Annotated in this window: 16 protein-coding genes; 7 read left to right on the forward strand and 9 right to left on the reverse strand. The window is 43.8% G+C overall.

Annotated features, from left to right (window positions below; translation table 11 throughout):
- Nucleotides 1-13: 13 nt before the first annotated feature.
- The 9 genes from tssD (ACFS6H_RS05390) to tssD (ACFS6H_RS05430) form a co-directional block, all read right to left on the reverse strand.
- Nucleotides 14-571, reverse strand: a complete 558-nt coding sequence (gene tssD, locus ACFS6H_RS05390; protein ID WP_386096034.1) for a type VI secretion system tube protein TssD — start codon at nt 569-571, stop codon at nt 14-16.
- 20 nt (nt 572-591) lie between these two features.
- Complete coding sequence (locus ACFS6H_RS05395) at nt 592-1,044, reverse strand: hypothetical protein (RefSeq protein WP_386096036.1); 453 nt, start codon at nt 1,042-1,044, stop codon at nt 592-594.
- 164 nt (nt 1,045-1,208) lie between these two features.
- Entirely contained in the window at nt 1,209-3,701 is a 2,493-nt protein-coding gene (locus ACFS6H_RS05400) for an ATP-dependent Clp protease ATP-binding subunit (protein WP_386096038.1), read from the reverse strand.
- 23 nt (nt 3,702-3,724) lie between these two features.
- Nucleotides 3,725-4,378, reverse strand: a complete 654-nt coding sequence (locus ACFS6H_RS05405) for a hypothetical protein (protein WP_386096040.1) — start codon at nt 4,376-4,378, stop codon at nt 3,725-3,727.
- 25 nt (nt 4,379-4,403) lie between these two features.
- Nucleotides 4,404-6,338 (reverse strand): hypothetical protein, encoded by a 1,935-nt coding sequence (locus ACFS6H_RS05410; protein ID WP_386096042.1) that lies wholly within the window; start codon nt 6,336-6,338, stop codon nt 4,404-4,406.
- A 13-nt stretch (nt 6,339-6,351) separates the two neighbouring features.
- On the reverse strand, nt 6,352-6,981 hold the full coding sequence (locus tag ACFS6H_RS05415) for a PAAR domain-containing protein (protein ID WP_386096044.1): 630 nt from the start codon (nt 6,979-6,981) through the stop codon (nt 6,352-6,354).
- A 37-nt stretch (nt 6,982-7,018) separates the two neighbouring features.
- On the reverse strand, nt 7,019-7,612 hold the full coding sequence (locus ACFS6H_RS05420; protein ID WP_386096046.1) for a DUF4123 domain-containing protein: 594 nt from the start codon (nt 7,610-7,612) through the stop codon (nt 7,019-7,021).
- Between the two features lie 6 nt (nt 7,613-7,618).
- Nucleotides 7,619-9,472, reverse strand: a complete 1,854-nt coding sequence (locus ACFS6H_RS05425) for a type VI secretion system Vgr family protein (RefSeq protein ID WP_386096048.1) — start codon at nt 9,470-9,472, stop codon at nt 7,619-7,621.
- 443 nt (nt 9,473-9,915) lie between these two features.
- Nucleotides 9,916-10,311, reverse strand: a complete 396-nt coding sequence (tssD, locus tag ACFS6H_RS05430) for a type VI secretion system tube protein TssD (RefSeq protein ID WP_386096050.1) — start codon at nt 10,309-10,311, stop codon at nt 9,916-9,918.
- A 217-nt stretch (nt 10,312-10,528) separates the two neighbouring features.
- On the opposite strand from tssD (ACFS6H_RS05430), the gene ACFS6H_RS05435 reads away from it, so the two are divergent.
- The 7 genes from ACFS6H_RS05435 to ACFS6H_RS05465 all read left to right on the forward strand — a co-directional run bounded on the left by ACFS6H_RS05435 (nt 10,529) and on the right by ACFS6H_RS05465 (nt 17,669).
- Nucleotides 10,529-11,455: a hypothetical protein gene (locus ACFS6H_RS05435; protein WP_386096052.1), complete on the forward strand. Its 927-nt coding sequence runs from the start codon at nt 10,529-10,531 to the stop codon at nt 11,453-11,455.
- A 16-nt stretch (nt 11,456-11,471) separates the two neighbouring features.
- Complete coding sequence (locus tag ACFS6H_RS05440) at nt 11,472-12,329, forward strand: TssN family type VI secretion system protein (protein WP_386096054.1); 858 nt, start codon at nt 11,472-11,474, stop codon at nt 12,327-12,329.
- Between the two features lie 39 nt (nt 12,330-12,368).
- A complete protein-coding gene (gene tssK, locus ACFS6H_RS05445) occupies nt 12,369-13,517 on the forward strand; it encodes a type VI secretion system baseplate subunit TssK (protein WP_386096056.1) in 1,149 nt (382 codons plus the stop codon).
- Nucleotides 13,518-13,674: 157 nt separating this feature from the next.
- On the forward strand, nt 13,675-14,205 hold the full coding sequence (gene tssO, locus ACFS6H_RS05450) for a type VI secretion system TssO (protein WP_386096058.1): 531 nt from the start codon (nt 13,675-13,677) through the stop codon (nt 14,203-14,205).
- A 15-nt stretch (nt 14,206-14,220) separates the two neighbouring features.
- The gene (locus ACFS6H_RS05455; RefSeq protein WP_386096060.1) at nt 14,221-15,324 is read left to right on the forward strand and encodes a PKD domain-containing protein; all 1,104 of its coding nucleotides are present in this window, start codon (nt 14,221-14,223) and stop codon (nt 15,322-15,324) included.
- A 50-nt stretch (nt 15,325-15,374) separates the two neighbouring features.
- Nucleotides 15,375-15,806 (forward strand): GPW/gp25 family protein, encoded by a 432-nt coding sequence (locus ACFS6H_RS05460; protein ID WP_386096062.1) that lies wholly within the window; start codon nt 15,375-15,377, stop codon nt 15,804-15,806.
- A 27-nt stretch (nt 15,807-15,833) separates the two neighbouring features.
- On the forward strand, nt 15,834-17,669 hold the full coding sequence (locus tag ACFS6H_RS05465) for a hypothetical protein (protein ID WP_386096064.1): 1,836 nt from the start codon (nt 15,834-15,836) through the stop codon (nt 17,667-17,669).
- Nucleotides 17,670-17,844 lie beyond the last annotated feature (175 nt).

The following is a 17,844-nucleotide window of genomic DNA, read 5'->3' on the forward strand; positions in this document are numbered from 1 at the left end:
AAGTTTATTTTGATCAATCTGCCCGGTATGAACTAACTGACCCCGAAGAAGCACTACTGCTGCTACTTTCCGAAGACCCTGAAGAACCGCCGGACTCGCCTGATCTTTCAAAAATCACAGAATTTAAGATCGCATCTTCCGAAAACTCCAGTGATAAGGTGGTGAGGGTTAGTGTTATAGTATAAGTATCTCTTGAATAGTTATAGGATGCAGTGCGAAACTCATTTGTTTCCTCTGTATTATAATTTATAGAGTAACCAATACAATAGCTGTCATAAAATTTAATCATTTGTCCAACAAGTTCAGTTCCGCCACTACGTTCTGATGATAAAAAGGCAACCCGGCCATTTTTTTTCATGGTAGGGTTAAGCATCCATTCAATGAGTTTTGCTTCTGAAGTACTGGACGATCCGTCGCCCCGTAACACTACTTTAAACATTGTACAACGGGGCAGGCCCCTGGGTACACCAAAGTTATCAGTGGATTGTACGAGGTCCAGGCGAAAGTCGAGCAATGTATAAGTTCTTGATTCGTCTTCCGTATCAAGACTAAAAACACCATCGTAAACCATAGTAATAAAGTTTAATGTTATTATTTACTGTTTTCCAGCTCGGCCAGCATACTATGTAAAGCATCCAGCAAAGCATGTTTGGCATCGGCATTGGCCAGTGCAGCTTTCAGTATTTTATTACTCTTCAGTTGCTTGATAATTTTGTAGTACTCTTCTTTCTGTGCGGCATTATCTTTTAAGAAAGCGCTTTGCGCCGTAATACCTTTTGAACCAAAGTCGCCCAGGTTGTTAAAGCTTAGTTTCTCTGAACGGCTTTGACCTTCTGCATCTTCAAAATCAATTTCAACATCGGGTTTATAATGTTCAAATACCTGTTCAATAGTTTGCAGGCCATGTACCACTTCGGGCTTAACAGGGGCGTCTTTGGTTAAGAGCTCGGCCATGAGGGTTCTGTTCTGTGGTATATCGGCAAATGCTTCACTGGCATCTGTTTTCACTTCGGTACCACCAATTCCATAGTTACTATCCATCATATTATCTGGTTTTAAGGTTTATTGTTGAAAAATTACGATAATTCTTTTAAAAATTTAAGTTTTACGGGTTATTACTCTTCACTTTTACCGCTTTGTGTTATTTGTTCGCGACACTACCCGTTATCTCAATCTAAAATCTAAAATCTGACATCTTAAATCTGCTCCTACTTCACTTCCCATGTAAGTTCTTTTATACCATCCTGTTCTTTTACCCCCACCACGACGGTATTTCCTTTTTTTATTTCCTCGTTAATGATCATGCGGCTCAGCGGTTTACGCAGCCAGGTACGGATAGCGCCTTTCAACGGACGTACGCCATATTTGGGGGTGAAGCCCAGGTGGGCCAGGTGTTCGGCCGCATCGGGTAATACTTCCAGGCTCATGCCCTGTATCTCCAGTTGTTTTACCAAAGGTTTTAAATGTATATTAAATATCTTCAGTACGTTCTCTTTACTAACCGGTGCAAACGGGATGATCTCGGTAACCCTTGCCAAAAATTCCGGCCTGAAGTATTTGCTCATTATTTCCATCATCTCATCTGACTTGGGAATTTTTCCCTCACCAAAACTGTTGATGATATGCTCTGCACCGATATTGGAGGTGAACAGGATAACGGCATTGGAGAAATCGCCTTCCTTACCCAGGCGGTCATGCATTTTACCTTCGTCCAGTATCTGCAGGAATATATCAAATACCGATGGGTGCGCTTTTTCAATTTCATCAAACAGTACAATGGCATAAGGTTGCTGACGGATCTTGTTGACCAGCATACCACCTTCCTCATAACCCACATAACCTGGAGGTGCACCATATAAGAGTGCAGCCGAATGTTCTTCCTTAAACTCACTCATGTCAAAACGTATGATAGAGTTTTCATCCTGGAATAAAAACTCGGCCAGTGATTTTGCCAGCTCGGTTTTACCTGTACCGGTGGGGCCTAAGAAGAAGAAGGAGGCAATGGGCTGCCCGGCTTTGTTTAAACCCGAGCGTGATTCCAGTATGGCATCCGACACCGTTTTTAAAGCATGGTCCTGACCAATAACACGATGGCGTAAATGGTTTTCCATATTCACCAAACGCTGTTGTTCCTTGGTTTGTATTTTACCAATCGGGATGCCTGTTACATTAGCTACTACGGCGCTGATATCGGTGGGGTCAATTTCTTTTTTCTCCAGTGCGGCTACGGCTGCCAGGCTGTTCAGCAGGTCGGTGAGATAACTGCGCATTTCGGCCAGCTCCAGTATTTTTTTAAATTCTTTCTCTTCATTATAGCGGGCCAGTAGTACAGGGCTTAAGCCGGTTTGTGTTTCATGGTATAACCAGCGGAGGTCGTCTTCGGTTTCATTGGTCAATGCATCCAGCTTGGCCTGTAGTTTGGCTACATCATCTTTGCTGGTATCGGTCATCATACGGGTTACAGCCAGGGTACGGTCTAAGAGGTCCAGTGCCGAATCGGGTAGTTTGCGTTCTTTAATAAAACGTTTTGACAGCCGGATGGTTTCTGCAAAAACACCATCCGATATGGTCAGGCTATGGTGCGTTTCGTAATAAGCAGCCTGGTTGCGCAACATTTTTTCAGCAATGGTAATATCGGGCTCATTTACTTTTACCATTTCAAAACGGCGGCTGAAGGTCTCATCTTTTTCAATGCTTTTACGGTATTCATCCAGGGTGGTAGTACCCACTACGGTTAAGTAACCCTTGGCCAGTTCGGCTTTGAGTATGCTGGTAACACCACCGTTGGGATTGTTTTTATCAATGAGGGTATGTATCTCATCAATAAACAGCACAGGCTTTTCTACATTGTTCAACTCACGGATGATCTTGATGAGGCGGTCTTCAATCTCGCCTTTATAGGAAGCGCCTGCCAGCATGGCGCCGTTATCTATTTGGTAAATAGAAACATGCTGCAGGTGTTGTGGCACATGTTTGTTGGCCACGGCAAGGGCAAAGCCATCTAACAGGGCGGTTTTACCTACACCAGCTTCACCGGTAATAATAACATTGCTCTTGCTTTTACGGCTGATGATCTCACATATCTGCCTGATCTCTTTATCACGGCCTATTACTTCATGCAGTTCATTGTTGCGGGCCTGTTGTAATTTATCAATACAGTACTTGCCAAGGGCTTCAAATGAAGCCAGGGCAGAAGGAGGGAGGGAGCCGTTACTGCCGGTCTTACCAATCCCATTACCCGAAACAGCACCGGTTGACGCTGCTCCTGCTTCATACCATTGTAATACCTGGGCCGAACTAACCGGGAATGTTTTTAATTGTTCGTAAGCAAAAGCTACACCCGGTGTAGCAATGGCTATGAACAGGCATTCCGGTTCCATATCATGATAATGCAGTTTGGTTTGCAAATGCTCGGCTTCTTTAAACAAAGGTTCGGTGTCAGGGTCGGCCTGGGGCTCACTGCTTACTTTGGCCGAACGCGGGTATTGTTCAATTCTTATTTCTGCCCATTCTTCCACATAGTAAACATCCACACCTTTGGCTTCGAGGAATTTTAACAAAGGCAGGTCTTTATGCAGGAGCGCTTTCAATAAATGTGCGGCAGAGAAATGTTCATGCAGGTTTTCTTTCGCTATCTGCGAAGCAATATGTAAAGCCTGTTTGGCTTTTTCAGAAAAACTATATTGGGTAAGTGCGGGCATACAGGTAAAGGGTTAAGTGTTGTCTATAAATTGATAATTACAATGCTTAAAAAAATATGTCTGCTGTTAGGGTTAATCACCGTATCCATTAAATCAGTATAGCTGGAAATAGTATCTACCACTGTATCTGCTGTTATCGCGTTTTCCACTCCTTCTGATAAAGCATCCAGCAAGCCGCTTTGCCCGGTTATGGTGCTGATCATATCCTCGATATTATCCGGCTTGGGTATCATTACCGCCGGAACTACCAGGGTACTTATTTCACCTGCACGCCAGCTTGTGATCCGGCTTCGCCTGAAAAAAGCGTCTTCATCAAAAGCTATCTGAGCCGTTTCCCTGAAAGCCCGGATACGAACAGTAGTTGCCAGTTCAAAATCAACAGCGGCCCTGGTTGCTTCAAATTCGTACGAAATACAAAAGCCACCATTAAAAGAGGTGCGGGAGGATGGCATGGTGCCTTCAACACCGCCGCTGTTATGAATGCCGGCCAGTGAAAAATTAACCTCCGCCCCGGTACTGCCACTACCCAGCAGGCCCCTGGTATGTATATAACCGCCTCGGTTCTCAATGCCCAGCATGGTTACATCCACATGTGTGTAGTTGTCACTTGCCAGGGGCATTAAACTATGCCTGCTTCTTACAAACCCTGCAATTATCCCGCTAATGGTATCGCCCACGCTTTAAATTTTTAGATGAATGATATTAGCCTTCAACAGCTTCTTCCTCCAGTTCTTTTGTGACCAGTACATTTTTTTCTTCTTTGCTGCCGCCTGTTTCCACATAGTCGTTCTTCAGCATATCAAACTGGTAACCGGTTTGTTCCATCCTTGTTTTTAAGCCTGTTTGTGTATCTATCACCTGGCGTATGGAAGCATTCAATTCCTTCAACATAAGGTTATGACTATTGTATATAAAGTACAGGCTGTTGAGTTCTTCATCCACACTAAAGTTTTTGCTGTCCAGGAAGCCGATGATACGTTTTAGTTCTTTATCGAAGCGGTTAATGGCCGCCTGTAAACCTACTTTATCCGGGTCGTTGCTCTCCGTAGCATCAAATTCAAAACTGCTCCGTACATTTTTCATCAGTGATTTCAGCGGTGCGGCTGCTGCATTTGCAGTTAAGCTGTCTAAAAAAGAAGTGGCGCCACCTAAAGGAATTTTACTGATAATAAAAGCATACAGCGCTTTTTTGGTAGGCAACATGGGTAATGTTATACAGGCGATAGCTGCAGCAACGGCCGTTTTTTCCTGGGGTGTTAAGTCGCCTTTTGCTTTACTGGCTTTTATGGCTGATTGTAAATGCGTAAATGCCTGGTTTACCAGCTGGGCTCCTTCTTCGGGCTTTTTCTGTTGTAATTTATCCAGTACCAACTGGTTGTATGCTTCATCCACTTCTACCGGTGTAACGGCAGCAGGGGCAGGGGCGTGTATATGGGTAATGCCGGCGTTCTCTATAATTTTATCAACCAGCGCATCAGATGCGGGTGATTCAAATTTGAATACGGCCAGTGAATCGGCCAGGGTTAAAAATATGGGTGATAAACAGTTAAAGAAGTTTTGAATGGGGAGGTTGGCAGTATCCACACCAAAACCACTTACCGATTTTTTTAAATCGTCGCTGATAAACCTTTCCATACGTGAGGCGCATTTACCGGGTATACTGTCATATCCTTTAAACATATCGCCAAATTCGGGTAAGCCACTGAAGTCTATCATCCCGGGGGCTTCACTGATCAGTTTTTTAACCAGGCCGATCATATCTTCAATAGCGCCTACCAGTTCATCCTTGGCTTTTTCAAAAGCGTCTACTACTTTTTTATTATCCTCGCCCACGCCCAGGGAGTGATCGCCTAATACATAAGAGAGTGCCGCAGTGATGCGCAGTATAATTTTAGCAGCTACGTAAGAAAATAAATTGCTGTTGCATTCGGCAACATACTGGCGTAATTTATCGGCAGGCTCAAAGTACTCTATTACTTTTTGGGTAAGATCGTAACGGTTACCTAAGCTGATGGCTTTGCCCTTACCTTTTAAAACGGTTTTATCTAATACGTGTAAGTCTTTGTATAAAGGGGTACCTACATAAATGAGCGAGCCAATATGCCAGTTTGTTTTGAATGCTTCTTCGTTTTTAAACAGGTTGGCGGCTTCGTTGGCAATATTGCCGCCCTGGCCCAGGCCTACAAAGTGTATGGCCGAAGGATAATCGTTCCAGTCGCTTAACTCGCTTTTTAGTTTATCAAATAATTTTTTGCCTTCCTGTTTCCTGTCATCGGCAGTTGCCTGGTCTTCAAAATCGTAGATGAGGGTAAAGTTCTCCGGGTTCATTTTATCCTGTAACAAGGTTTCTATCTTGCTGAAGGTTTTGTCCCAGTTCTTATCATAGGTTTCAAAATAGTTATATTCTTTTTCTGATTTTACCGGTTTGGCTGGATCTTCTTTAATGGTACCGGGAATATAGGAGGCAATGGTATCAATGGCAGAAGTAACGGCGCCTGCTTTCTCGGCAATACCTCCCATCAGGCTATCGGCTTTGCCCAGCCCCTCCAGGTTGCCGGGTTTATAACGAACCAGTACCAGTACCTGGCGGAGTTCGTTTGTTTCAAAAGCGGTTTCTGTATCTTTTTCCGATGCCATGAGGGGTCATGCATTATTTATTGTTAAAAACTACTTTACAGTCTGCTACGGTATAGCCCTGTAATTGTTCTGTTTCGCCATTGCTGTTGGTATTACCGGTTACTTTTTCACCATCGGGTTTGGTAATGGTATAGCCAACATTGGCCTGTGGCTTACCGGCCACATCTTTTAATGAATATTTTGCTGAGAAATCGTCCTTCTTGGTTTTCTCCGCATTGGCATCGCCATCTTCAGCTGCTTTTTTCAGGGCGTCGCTGTTTTCCATGTCGGCTGCTTTTTTAGCGCCCACTTTGGAGAAGGCCTTTTTCCTGGCGCTTTTACCATCGCTGCCGGCACTGCCGCTACCACTTTCGCCAATGAGTACGGTGGCACAGCCCATTATTATACTGCCGCCATGTGCCGTCATATCACCCATACGGGCCGCCATCTGTCCGCCGATAAGTACCGTACCGCTACCCATCATAATACTATCGGGCGGGCCGGCACAGGTACAGGCAGTACCCATTACAGCGGCAAATGAGCCACCGATGAGCACGGTGGGCACGGCGCCCAGGGGCAGTATGGGGCCGCCAACATGCGGTACTACACCGGTTACCATGGGGCATACATGCATATCAATTGTTCGTGCAGCGGGTTTACCCATTTATATACATTTTATGATTAATATCCTGTTACTATGCTTAACCGGTCCAGAACCTTCGTTTTTTGGCCGGAGTAGCAGGCATATCAGGATAATTTATTTTCTGTGTTCTTGTTGCGTCACTTGTATCCACTGTATCCGTAACAGGCATAAAGACCTGTGAGCGGGAACATTTTTCTATTTGTAATAATTGCCTGTTGTTCAGTGAGAGTTTTACTAACTGGTCCTTATTACCCTCTTCCAAATAAATGGCAGGTATATAATCTTTAAAAAAAAGGTTCAGTCTTTCTTCACTGTATTGTGGTAGTTCGCGTAACAAAACCCTCGCATCCCAAAAACGGTAATAGTGTGTTTTGTTCTCTTTTTCCTGGTACAGGAACTGCTGCAGGTGTTCCCGTAAAAAATCAATTCCTTCGTTCGATTCAATAATGAGGTGATGATGAAATGTGATCAGCGGATCGTTGATAACTGCATAAAAATCCTGTGAACCCAGGGCAAATAACCAGGGCGCAGCATCCCAGATAAATTCATCATCGGTATTTTTAAATAAACACTGGTTAACAGGAAATGCCTGCTGTAGCGGTATTACCGGGTAAGCGGTGTTAATGGCCATATCCAGGCAGAGGTACTTCATGTTTATTTAGTTTATCATTACAATGCCACCTTTCACGGTGGTGGTAGCGCCACCCTGGAGGGTAGCCGTAGCTCCGCCTGATATTTCTACAGCCGCAGCACCTTCTACTTTTGTAGATGGAGCGCTTATTTCCACACTGGCTCCATCGGTTAATTTGGTGCCGGCAGCACTAACAATGGTTAAACCACCGCCGATTGTTTCAGTGGAGTTGCTGCCAATGGTAATGCTTTGACTGGAGCCAATACTAACGGTATTGGTTTCGCCAAAAGTTGTGGTATTGCTTCTTGCCACAGTAAGGGTGTTATTACTCCCTATTGTTAGTTCGTTATTAGCACCCACATCACATTTCATATCTGAACCAATAGTAATCTGTGTTTTTTCGGCAACGGTAATTTGCAAATCCTTAGCCGCCTCTATTTGTATATTGCCGTCACCGGCGAGTAAGATAAAGGAGCCGGCCTTGTCAACGATCTTGATACTTCCGGCATCATCGTCGAAAGTAATGCGGTTACCACTCCGTGTACCGATGATTTTAAGGTTGTTACTGGCGTGCGCAATATTTGACTGGTTACGTTCACTGTACACGGCCCCCACCACAAAGGGACGTTCAGCGTTCTGGGCAATAAAGTCTATCATTACTTCATCATCCACTTCGGGTAAAAACCGGAAGCCGGTATCAGTGCCTGCATGGGGAACCATAACACTGATCCAGGGCGTGGTTTCGCCGTCGGGTTGCCAGGCCATACGTACTTTTATCCTGGCTAAGCCATCTGCATCTTCATTATCCACCACGGTAGCGAGCTGCGCATAACTTTTAGGAAAGAGGTGCGGGTTGGTATAAGGCGGAACGGCTGATTCGGCCGGGATGGCCATAAAGCGGTTACTGTAATCCTCGTAACCATTGCTTCGTATTTCCAGCTCTATCACAACAAATTCGGTGGCATTATCATTTTCATCCACCACTTTAATGGTGCCACCGATCCGGATCATATTATTGCGGGTGTTGCCGGTAATGTAAACTGCCGAGGCGGCGCTGGCCTGCTGGTGCAGTTCGGTTATTTTATCCAGTACCTCCACTTTCATGGAGTGCCCGTAGAATGCGGGTTCCTGGCTTTTGCCGTAGAAAGCTTCTGACGCTTCCAGGGCGGCATCTACCATGCCTGAGCCGCCGGGTTTAGCGGCTTCTACTTCGCTGGTAATGTATTCGCCTTTGTAATTATCAAAGCCGGTAACTTTTGTAGGTGCTTGTTGTATGCGTGCCGATAAGCTAAGGTCAGTAACGGCTCCTTCGGCCAGTTTTAGCTCTACGGCATTGGTATCGGGTTTCCCTAATACCAGTTCCTCGCCATTATAATAGAGCCATTCTCCATAACGGGCCGCCAGCATGGTGTAAAATTCAAAACTGGTCTGGTTGTATTGTACCGTATAAAAAAGCTGTTCGGTATAGGCTGGCTCCAGCTTTAAGGGACTGCCGTTGCCCAAAGCCTCAAAAATGTCTTTTAGCGTTTTTTTAATGAAGGATTTGCATTGTTTAATGGCATCGAGTTTTAACAGGAGGCCCCGGCCGGTAATGGCATATTCGGTATTATGCAGGAACTGGTTGGTACAGTTAATATGTTCAATAATACCTTTGAAAGTAAAACTATCATTAATGTTAATGGTAACTTCTTTTCCCAGGTTATTCTTATAAAAATTTACTTTATCGGAAAGAGAAGCTTCTTCGGCCGGCAAACGCCAGGTAAAGGAAAAGGTATTGAGATCGGCCAGGCGCTGCTGAATAGCCAGGTGCGCAAAACTGATATCACCGTCAGTACCGCTGACCTGTATTTTAATAGTTGTTATTTCATTATTAGTTGCCATGAGCTGCCCATTATAAATTGAATTACCTGCAACAGTTTTTGCAAGGAGTGCCGTTAAAAACTATTGCAGGTAAGGCGGTGAACAATGCCTTATATATTGATAGGGTTATAGTTATAATTTTATTGATAAATTGGATTTATTAATAAAACCAATCCCGGGTACCGGGGTACGCCAGGTTATACCACTGTTTATGGATTATATTAACCAATAAATACGACCGGTAAGGCAGGTCACCAATTCAGCGGCCGGTATGCCCGGCCCGTACCTGCAAATAAACTACACCATTATACCCCTGTAAATATTAAAAGAAAGTACCGGCTTGTAACCGGTGTTATTCATACCAACAGTATGCTCAGATACTGCCGGGCAGGGTTAAGGATAGTAATAAAATAAAATACCTATGTTATTATTGGTTAATACAATCGTTCAGCCGGCCTTGTGAATTATTTATGCCAGTTGTTTTTATGTTCACCGTTTCCTAATGATATTTCGTTGGCCGAAAGCTCAAAAGTAATACGCAGGGGATTGTCGTCGTTGGCGTTGAAAGACTCCTGGTAGCCTACCATATGTGCATCTTTGAACTTCAGTTCTTTCAGTGTGGCATCGCTGTCGCGTTTAATAAAAATAATGCTGCCTTCTTTGGTGGCGTGCGGGTCGGAAATCCATTCAAATAATTCTGTTTCTCCTTTGTCAACGCTTACAGTGGCTGTGATTTTACCACCACGTACATCAGTAGATGGTCTGCCTGTAACATCGGTTTGGCGGGTGAGGGTGTATTCGCAGGAAATTACTTTTTCGTAAACTTTTCCGCCTACGTCGATTTTGATTTTGAAACTCATAGTTAAAGTTTTGAGGTTATATAAAATGGTCAGCTAAAGGTAATGAACTTACCATTCGTGCCTATCAGTATTTTTACGATAAATTTGAATTATTATCAACACTGTTTTTCTGCCTGCCTACCACAAACCGGTAAATAAGGTGGCACTGTCGCCGATTAAGTAATATTATTGTATAAATTTGTTTACTTACCTAAAACTATGAATTTGTAAATGGTGTATGAAACCCTCACTCAGCCCATATAACCATCATGTATTGCCCCTGCTGAATGCCGAGGTGTTTTGCGCAGCCATTATGGAGAACGGGGTGGATTTTGACTCCCTGGATATTTTTTACGAAGGCGGTTTCCGCCAGAATTACCGGAATGATATTGAAGAAGTAAGGCATGAATATGAAGGCGACCCTGACGCTGCCATTAAAATAAATTTGAATCGCAACGGTATTTACGATAATTTACCGGAGGGTTTATTTCACCAGGCTAAAGGCTCATCACGTACCTCCAGTACCAGGGATATGATCACCGAACACCGGCAGTATAAGGACGAAGAGAAGATGGCCCGCCGGTTTTTTAAACCCTTACAGCAGGAGTTGTTCAGGGCCGGGGTAGCACAGGAACTGGAGGAGAGAAGGCTGTTGTTTGCTTCGCTGGTGGGGGATGTACCACCTTCCTTTTTTTCATTCTGGAATATTGATAAACATTTACCTGCAGCACCCGCTACCATGTTAATAAGAGTGCTGCCTTTTGCAAGGCATATAAAAGGTAATAAGGAACTGACCGCAAAAACACTGGCGCTGGTATTAAATAAACCGGTGGCTGTGGCTGAAATAATTAAACAGCAGCAGTATACCGCCGCACAGGAAAACTTTTTTGAGTGCGGTAAAAATGCGTTACTGGGTATTAATACCATTACCGGGCATACGGTGCATGAACCTTCGCTGTGCTGGCAGTTTACCATCAGCGGGGTAAGTACGGAAGAGCTGGAAAGTTATGTGCCGGAAAAACCAATGGGCCAACTGTTACACCGTTTTACGGAACTGTTTATACCATTGATAACCGATGTATCATTCAATTTTGAAACAAAACAGGATCAGCAAACCGAAACCCTGCATAACGAGTATGTAATGGGCTACGGATTTACCATTTAATTATTGTTTACTTACAATGGCCATTAAAACCTTCATATTATATTTTGCGCCCTTCCTGGCTGGCTCTATTGCTTTATTTGCAGTGGTAAAACAGTATGCCGTAACCTTTGCCAATAAAGGCAAAGCGCCTTTCTGGTATGGTACGCTGGCATCTTCGCTGTCATCTTTAGTAGCTTTTGGTGTTACCTATGCTACCAATAACCTGTTTGTTGTTTTCTGGCTGATGGCCGGGCTGTATCTGTTATTCGGTATTATTCACCTGGCTATTACCCATAAAAAATATTTCAGGCATCCGCGGGAACCACGGAATAAATTACTGACAGCCGAACTGTTGTTTGGTCTTTCGGTTGTTTGTTTCAGTATTGTTGCTTTTGCCGCCCTGCAATATTTTTTTAAGGACAAGGGATTTTTGTTTTACCCGGTTTTACTGAGCACCGTTTTTTTCTTTGTACCCATTTTAGTCTACCATACTTTTATTGCGGCTTATACCATTCCCCGGCCGGTGTATGTAACCTGGGAGTACCCCCTTTCGCCTATTGAGTTACCGGATGAAAAAGAAAATGAAGAACTGCTGGTGATAGGCTTTGAAATTGCAAAAAAAGGCGGTGATATGAACCGCACTTATTTCCGGGCCAAAGCGCCTGCCGATATGATACTGGGTGACCTGTTTTATCATTTTATCAACGATTATAACGAAGTACAAAGTGAAACGCCGATCGATTATTTAAATAAAGACAGGCTGGCCTATAACTGGTTTTTCAGAGCCAAGCCAAAATGGTATACTTTCTCCAGTGTGCTTAATCCCGAAAAAACGGTCAGGGAGAATAACATTAAAGAAAATACCGTGATCATTTGTGAACGTGGCGCAGTGTAAAAAATTATAAACCTATAACCTTAACCTTATTTCCTCAATATGAACGAACGGCATCAATACCTCCCGGTAAACTGGGTGGACGGCATGAAGATCAATAAAGACCATTTTATTGCCCAGCAACATGCAACACAGTATGCTATACAAACCACACTGGCAAGTGAACTGTCGGTCGTGAGGTATGGTGTTACCACCGGCTCCGCTTACAATGTAACCATTGCCGCCGATAACCAAAATGCCGTTACCGTAAAGGTAATGGCCTGTAATGCGGTTACGCAGGGTGGTGTGGTCATCAATATACCGTCTTTATATAACCAGGCAAATGGTGGTGTGGTGCAGGCTACTTTGCCGATTGCCGCTACCACCGGTAAAACAACCTTATACATTGTATTGGTGGTTAATCCCTTTAACCGTAACCCGGTCGGCGATCCTGATGTAAATGAAGCCCCGCCAAGATATCCCTTTACCGAAGCCGCCTATACTATTGAATGTGTGGAGGAGAATAGTTATCGCCAATATGTAAACAATCCTTATGTACTTACTATCGGCAGGATAATGGCCGATGCCGGCCTGCTGCAGGTAGATGAAGAGTATATACCCCCTTGCCTGAATATAGCGGCACACCCCGATCTTGTACAGCTACATGCCGAACTGGAACAGTTTTTAGCCACACTGGAATCACGCTGTTCTGTTATTGTTCAAAAAATATTCAAAAAAAGCCAGCAGAACGACCTGTCAGAACTGGCTTTATTCCTTTGCGACCGCATCATTATTTTCTTAAGCCAGTCGCTTACGCAAATGCGGCGTACCGTAGTATATGAAGCGCCGGTAGTACTGTTCATGCAGATATCATCGCTGGCCAGGTTAATGAAAAATACCATTGACCTGCGGATAGGTTCCGGTAAGGATGAGTTAATGAATTACCTGAGCGAATGGTGCGAACTGAACCAGGGTGAACTGGAAAGTTTATTATCGGGTATCGCCAACCTGCCTTATCAGCATAATAATATTAACGAAGGCATTGGCCCGGTTATCAGGTTTGCAAAAGTTATATCCCGTTTGTTTGAAACGCTCAGTGGGCTGGAGTTCATTGGCAAACGTAAAGAGTCGGGCATATTTGTAAAAGAAGAGTTTACACCAACCCAGCAGGATGCACAGCAGGCAAAAACAAAAAGAAGATTTTTTGGTTAACCGGCTGTGGTGCCCTGATGGAACTGAACTTGCGACGCTCCGTTCAACTGCAGTAATGCTATTGAACTATGAGGACAGCACAAATTGTTGGCTAAACAAAACCCACTACTCAAGAATACCATTAAATACTATCATCACTAATAACGATTAATACAACATGAAACCGCAAAATTCGCAGGAACGTAATAAGGCTTTCGGACGTTTCATTATATTTTATGTACTGACCACGGTATTAATTATACTGGCGGTTTATTTTGGTTTGCAGGTACCTTTTAAACAGAATAAACAGTTACAGGCCCAGATAGAAGTATTGCAGGGCGAAAAGGATTTCAGTCAAAGATTCTCCTCCCTGCTGGCACAAACAAAATCATTACTGGATACGGTGAACAGCTCCGGTGCCCGGATTGACCTGGTAGAAGGCCAGATAGCCCAAAAGATACAGGAGATGGATGCCATGCTGGCAAAAGACAGTACGGCCAATAAAGCCCTGTACCAGCAAATACTGCAAACACTTACCGATATTAAGAACGATAAAAAAACGATCCGTTCCGAAGATAAAAACCAGTTACTGACGGTTTGCGAACAGGAAAAAATAAGCCTCGAAAAACTGAAAGGGGAGTATGAAAAACAAAACTCGGAAATGCGTCAGCAGATACTTATTTTAAATACACAGTTGCAACAACGATAAAAAGATAAGCATCAAATGAAGAATCCTTATTCCATATATAGCCGGCAATGGCTGGGTTTAGATTATAAAGTAATAATCAGTTTTATTATCACCCTTTTTATTGCACTGGTACTTTTTGGCTTTAAACTGGCCACACATGTAACCTGTTCGCCTGTTACCATTACCACTACCGGTGAAATCAAAACAGCGCAGAACAACAGCTTTAATATAAACGAAAAAATACAGTTCCAGGCAAACATGTCGCATGCACAACAGGTGGAATGGGATTTTGGCGATGGCAGTAAAAAGGTTACAGGTGCCAAAATACAACACCGTTACGTGGTTGCCGGCAAGTATTTTGTAACCGTGGTTATTAATAAAAAATGTAAGGAAACCTTTATGGTATTGGTGAAAGACCTGAAGTCGGCCGAGATCAGTAATGCCGAACCGGAAGCATCTGCCATCATTGGTCCTGATGTTATCAGCGCGGGCCTGCCCACCAGCTTTACTACGGCACAACAGGCCGGCAGTTATGAATGGTATATACAGGAAGATGCCGCTTTTGGTAAAAAAACAACCAATACCATCAGTTATACACCATCAAACACAGGCACTGTTACCCTGGTGCTGGTATTGGATAAGGATAGTACCAAAACCTGGCGTAAACCCATTACTATAAACCTGCCGGGCTCTGCAACAACAGTACCTGAAAAAACTACGGTACCCAAGCTGGAGCCATTGCCACCTATTTATACACCACCACCAAGAGACCCTGGTACCAAACCCGAGGATACCAAACCCGTTGACCCTTCAGGGCCGGCAAAACCACCGGTTGTAACCCCGCCGGTCAAAAAATTTGTACGTGTGCCTGACCAGGAGATGCAGCGGCTGTTAAATGAACTGGTGGAGAAAAAAATAGGGATTGCCGATTTTGATAATTACCTGTGTAAAGGAGGCGATACCCAGGTGAAGATAGACGGGGAATGGTCTACCTTTAAAGAACTGGTAGCCAAAGCACAAAAAAAGAAAAAAGGTCTGTTGGGATCCAAGAAGGCAAAGGTGAAGCTGGTAAGGCAAACGCCTAATCCGGATATGGATAACAAGTGCCTCATTTTTATGGAAGTAACGGTTGATTATTAACAGGCCTGTTATACTGCTGCCTGTAAACCAATTATGCTTGTATTACAATAATGGCTATAAATTATTTAAAACTACCGCTGCGTTTCCAGCATTTTTTTGATAAACAAAAGATGCCGGTATGTACGATACAGGAATCCATATCACGTAATATACACCTGCTTATTACAACAGGTACGGATGAAAACCGCTTTGATGAGTTTTACGGCTCATCGTTCTGGGATAATGATTACGATATTCATCTTTCCAACAGTCAGCGCAAGGAACTCGTCATGGAAGGGATATTACAACAGATCGGCCGGTATGAGAAAAGACTGACAAAAGTAACCGTGCAGGTAAATGTGAAACAATCGCCGTTTAATGATAATGGTAATGTGCAGTTAAAACGACGGATAGAGATCATTGTATCAGGCCTGGTGGCCAGGAGTAATGAACCCTATAATTTCCAGACCGGTTTTTTTATCGGACCGCTTGCATTTGATTAATTAATTAAAGACCAGTAACAGCTCATTATGTTGTTTGAAACAAAAGACCAGATAAAAGACCGGATGGTCAAAACTGCATCACGTTTATGGGATATACCTGAAAGTGATATTGAAACCAATTTTGATCCCCTGCTGATTTTATTATTTGATGCCTGTGCGGCAGAGCTGGAGAAAACCAACCGCAGCATACAGGCTACGCAAAACAGGCTGCTGGATAATATGTCGGAAGTATTATTGCCCGATGCTATTATGAACGTACGACCCGCTTCCTGTGTGATACAGGCCGGCGTAACGGATACCAAAGCCCTGATCAATAATACCCAGCGTTTTTCTTTTGTTAATACTTTACACCAGGCAGGGTTTAAACCATACCAGGCCGATTTAAGTTTTACGCCCATCGGTACTTTTCACCTGCACCAGACTTCGCTGGCCTATTTATATTTTGGCGGCCGGTTACTGGCCTGCAGCGGGGGTACCCAGCGTTCGGTGGTACATGATGCCAAAGCTCCCGGTAATACTTTGATACATGAGCTTACACTGGCCTTACAGGTGGAAAAACCTTTAACGGATATTAAAGGCCTGCAACTTTTCTTTGATGTGCGTAACCATTCGCAGGCCGGTTTTTTTTATGATGCTTTAAAAGGCGCTACGGCCACGCTGAACAATACACCTGTTGTTATTAATAACGGCTATTTTGTAAATAAAGATTATGAGCTGGGTATTGATGATGTTTTAACGGATGACGGTTCCAGTTATACTAAAAAAATATGCCGGCAAACAGCCTGGATGTATGAGCGCCATTTTTTACAGGTAGCACAGGCTTTACCATTTGACAGCCATAAACTGCCGGAAAGCTGGTTGAACGAATTGCCCCAACCCGTAACACAAAAGCTGGGTGCAGAAAACCTGGCCTTCCTGCATATACAACTGTCAAGGCCTGTGCCTTTACAGGTGCTGGACCGCCTGGTATGTGCCATCAATGCTTTTCCGGTTATTAACCGCAACCTGAAAAACCTGGCTGAAAAAACGGATGGGCGTATGAATATTATTCCCCTGCCTGTGGAGGGTGATTTCCTGGATATTCATAATGTATATGGCCCGGGAGGGCAGGAGTACAAGTTCAGAAGCGCGGCTCATGTAGATGAACTGAATGAAGGTGAGGCCATCATCAGGAGCAGTGGTGTGGGTAAGAGCAGCTCTGCACAGTTACGTGCAATGATAGCCGGTGTTATAGATGCCGTAAGGGATGAAAGCGCTTACTTCAGCAAAATGAGTAATGATTTTGTGACCAGCAGGCTGAAGGAAATAAATAAAACACTGATCAGGCTGGAAGATAAAATGGAGCTGGCAAGGGATAATAAAGATACCCTGCATTACCTGATGCTAAGACCCAAAAAGGCAGGTGATAATGTAACGGTGGAATACTGGACCGTTAACAAGCCCGAGCATTCGCAGCAAATAAAACCGGACACAAAATTTTCAGTGCATAACAATGCTGCCATAAAAACCAATACTATCATTACGCTTACCAATGTGGCAGGGGCCAGGCAGGGACTTACACCAAAAGAGAAGCAATACTTGTTGCAACGTAAGATTACCGCTGACGAAAAGATAGTGAGCAGCGAGGATGTAAAACTGCTGTGTTTCCAGCTGTTTGGCGACCTGTTGCAAAAAGTAGAAACAAAAAAAGCCGTGCAGCCCGGGTCAGAACGGTCCAGTGGATTCCAGACCTTTATTGAAGTAAGGCTTACAGTAAAGCAAAACAGCACTTTTGACGAAACAGAGCTCCTGCGCCGTCAGTTAGAATATACCCTCGCACAGCAGGCTTCCCCTATCTACCCTTTTAAAGTAGTAATAGCATAATACTTAACTGTTTACAAGGATTATTTTACAAATAATAAGGTCGTCTCCCCGATTGCAAAAAACCGCAACCGGAAGCGGCTGTGGTAAGCCTGTTCAGGGTCTTTAATCATTACCATAAGTCCTTTCATTTCCAGATCTCATATAATAAAAAAAAGTTAAATAAAGTATGGCTTAA

The organism is Terrimonas rubra, from assembly GCF_042686025.1.
GTDB lineage: Bacteria > Bacteroidota > Bacteroidia > Chitinophagales > Chitinophagaceae > Terrimonas > Terrimonas rubra.

Coding starts and splice junctions, on each gene's coding strand:
- tssD (WP_386096034.1), bottom strand. CDS start 571: ATGGTTTACGATGGTGTTTTTAGTCTTGATACGGAAGACGAATCAAGA.
- ACFS6H_RS05395 (WP_386096036.1), bottom strand. CDS start 1,044: ATGATGGATAGTAACTATGGAATTGGTGGTACCGAAGTGAAAACAGAT.
- ACFS6H_RS05400 (WP_386096038.1), bottom strand. CDS start 3,701: ATGCCCGCACTTACCCAATATAGTTTTTCTGAAAAAGCCAAACAGGCT.
- ACFS6H_RS05410 (WP_386096042.1), bottom strand. CDS start 6,338: ATGGCATCGGAAAAAGATACAGAAACCGCTTTTGAAACAAACGAACTC.
- ACFS6H_RS05415 (WP_386096044.1), bottom strand. CDS start 6,981: ATGGGTAAACCCGCTGCACGAACAATTGATATGCATGTATGCCCCATG.
- ACFS6H_RS05420 (WP_386096046.1), bottom strand. CDS start 7,612: ATGAAGTACCTCTGCCTGGATATGGCCATTAACACCGCTTACCCGGTA.
- ACFS6H_RS05425 (WP_386096048.1), bottom strand. CDS start 9,472: ATGGCAACTAATAATGAAATAACAACTATTAAAATACAGGTCAGCGGT.
- tssD (WP_386096050.1), bottom strand. CDS start 10,311: ATGAGTTTCAAAATCAAAATCGACGTAGGCGGAAAAGTTTACGAAAAA.
- ACFS6H_RS05435 (WP_386096052.1), top strand. CDS start 10,529: ATGAAACCCTCACTCAGCCCATATAACCATCATGTATTGCCCCTGCTG.
- ACFS6H_RS05440 (WP_386096054.1), top strand. CDS start 11,472: ATGGCCATTAAAACCTTCATATTATATTTTGCGCCCTTCCTGGCTGGC.
- tssK (WP_386096056.1), top strand. CDS start 12,369: ATGAACGAACGGCATCAATACCTCCCGGTAAACTGGGTGGACGGCATG.
- tssO (WP_386096058.1), top strand. CDS start 13,675: ATGAAACCGCAAAATTCGCAGGAACGTAATAAGGCTTTCGGACGTTTC.
- ACFS6H_RS05455 (WP_386096060.1), top strand. CDS start 14,221: ATGAAGAATCCTTATTCCATATATAGCCGGCAATGGCTGGGTTTAGAT.
- ACFS6H_RS05460 (WP_386096062.1), top strand. CDS start 15,375: ATGGCTATAAATTATTTAAAACTACCGCTGCGTTTCCAGCATTTTTTT.
- ACFS6H_RS05465 (WP_386096064.1), top strand. CDS start 15,834: ATGTTGTTTGAAACAAAAGACCAGATAAAAGACCGGATGGTCAAAACT.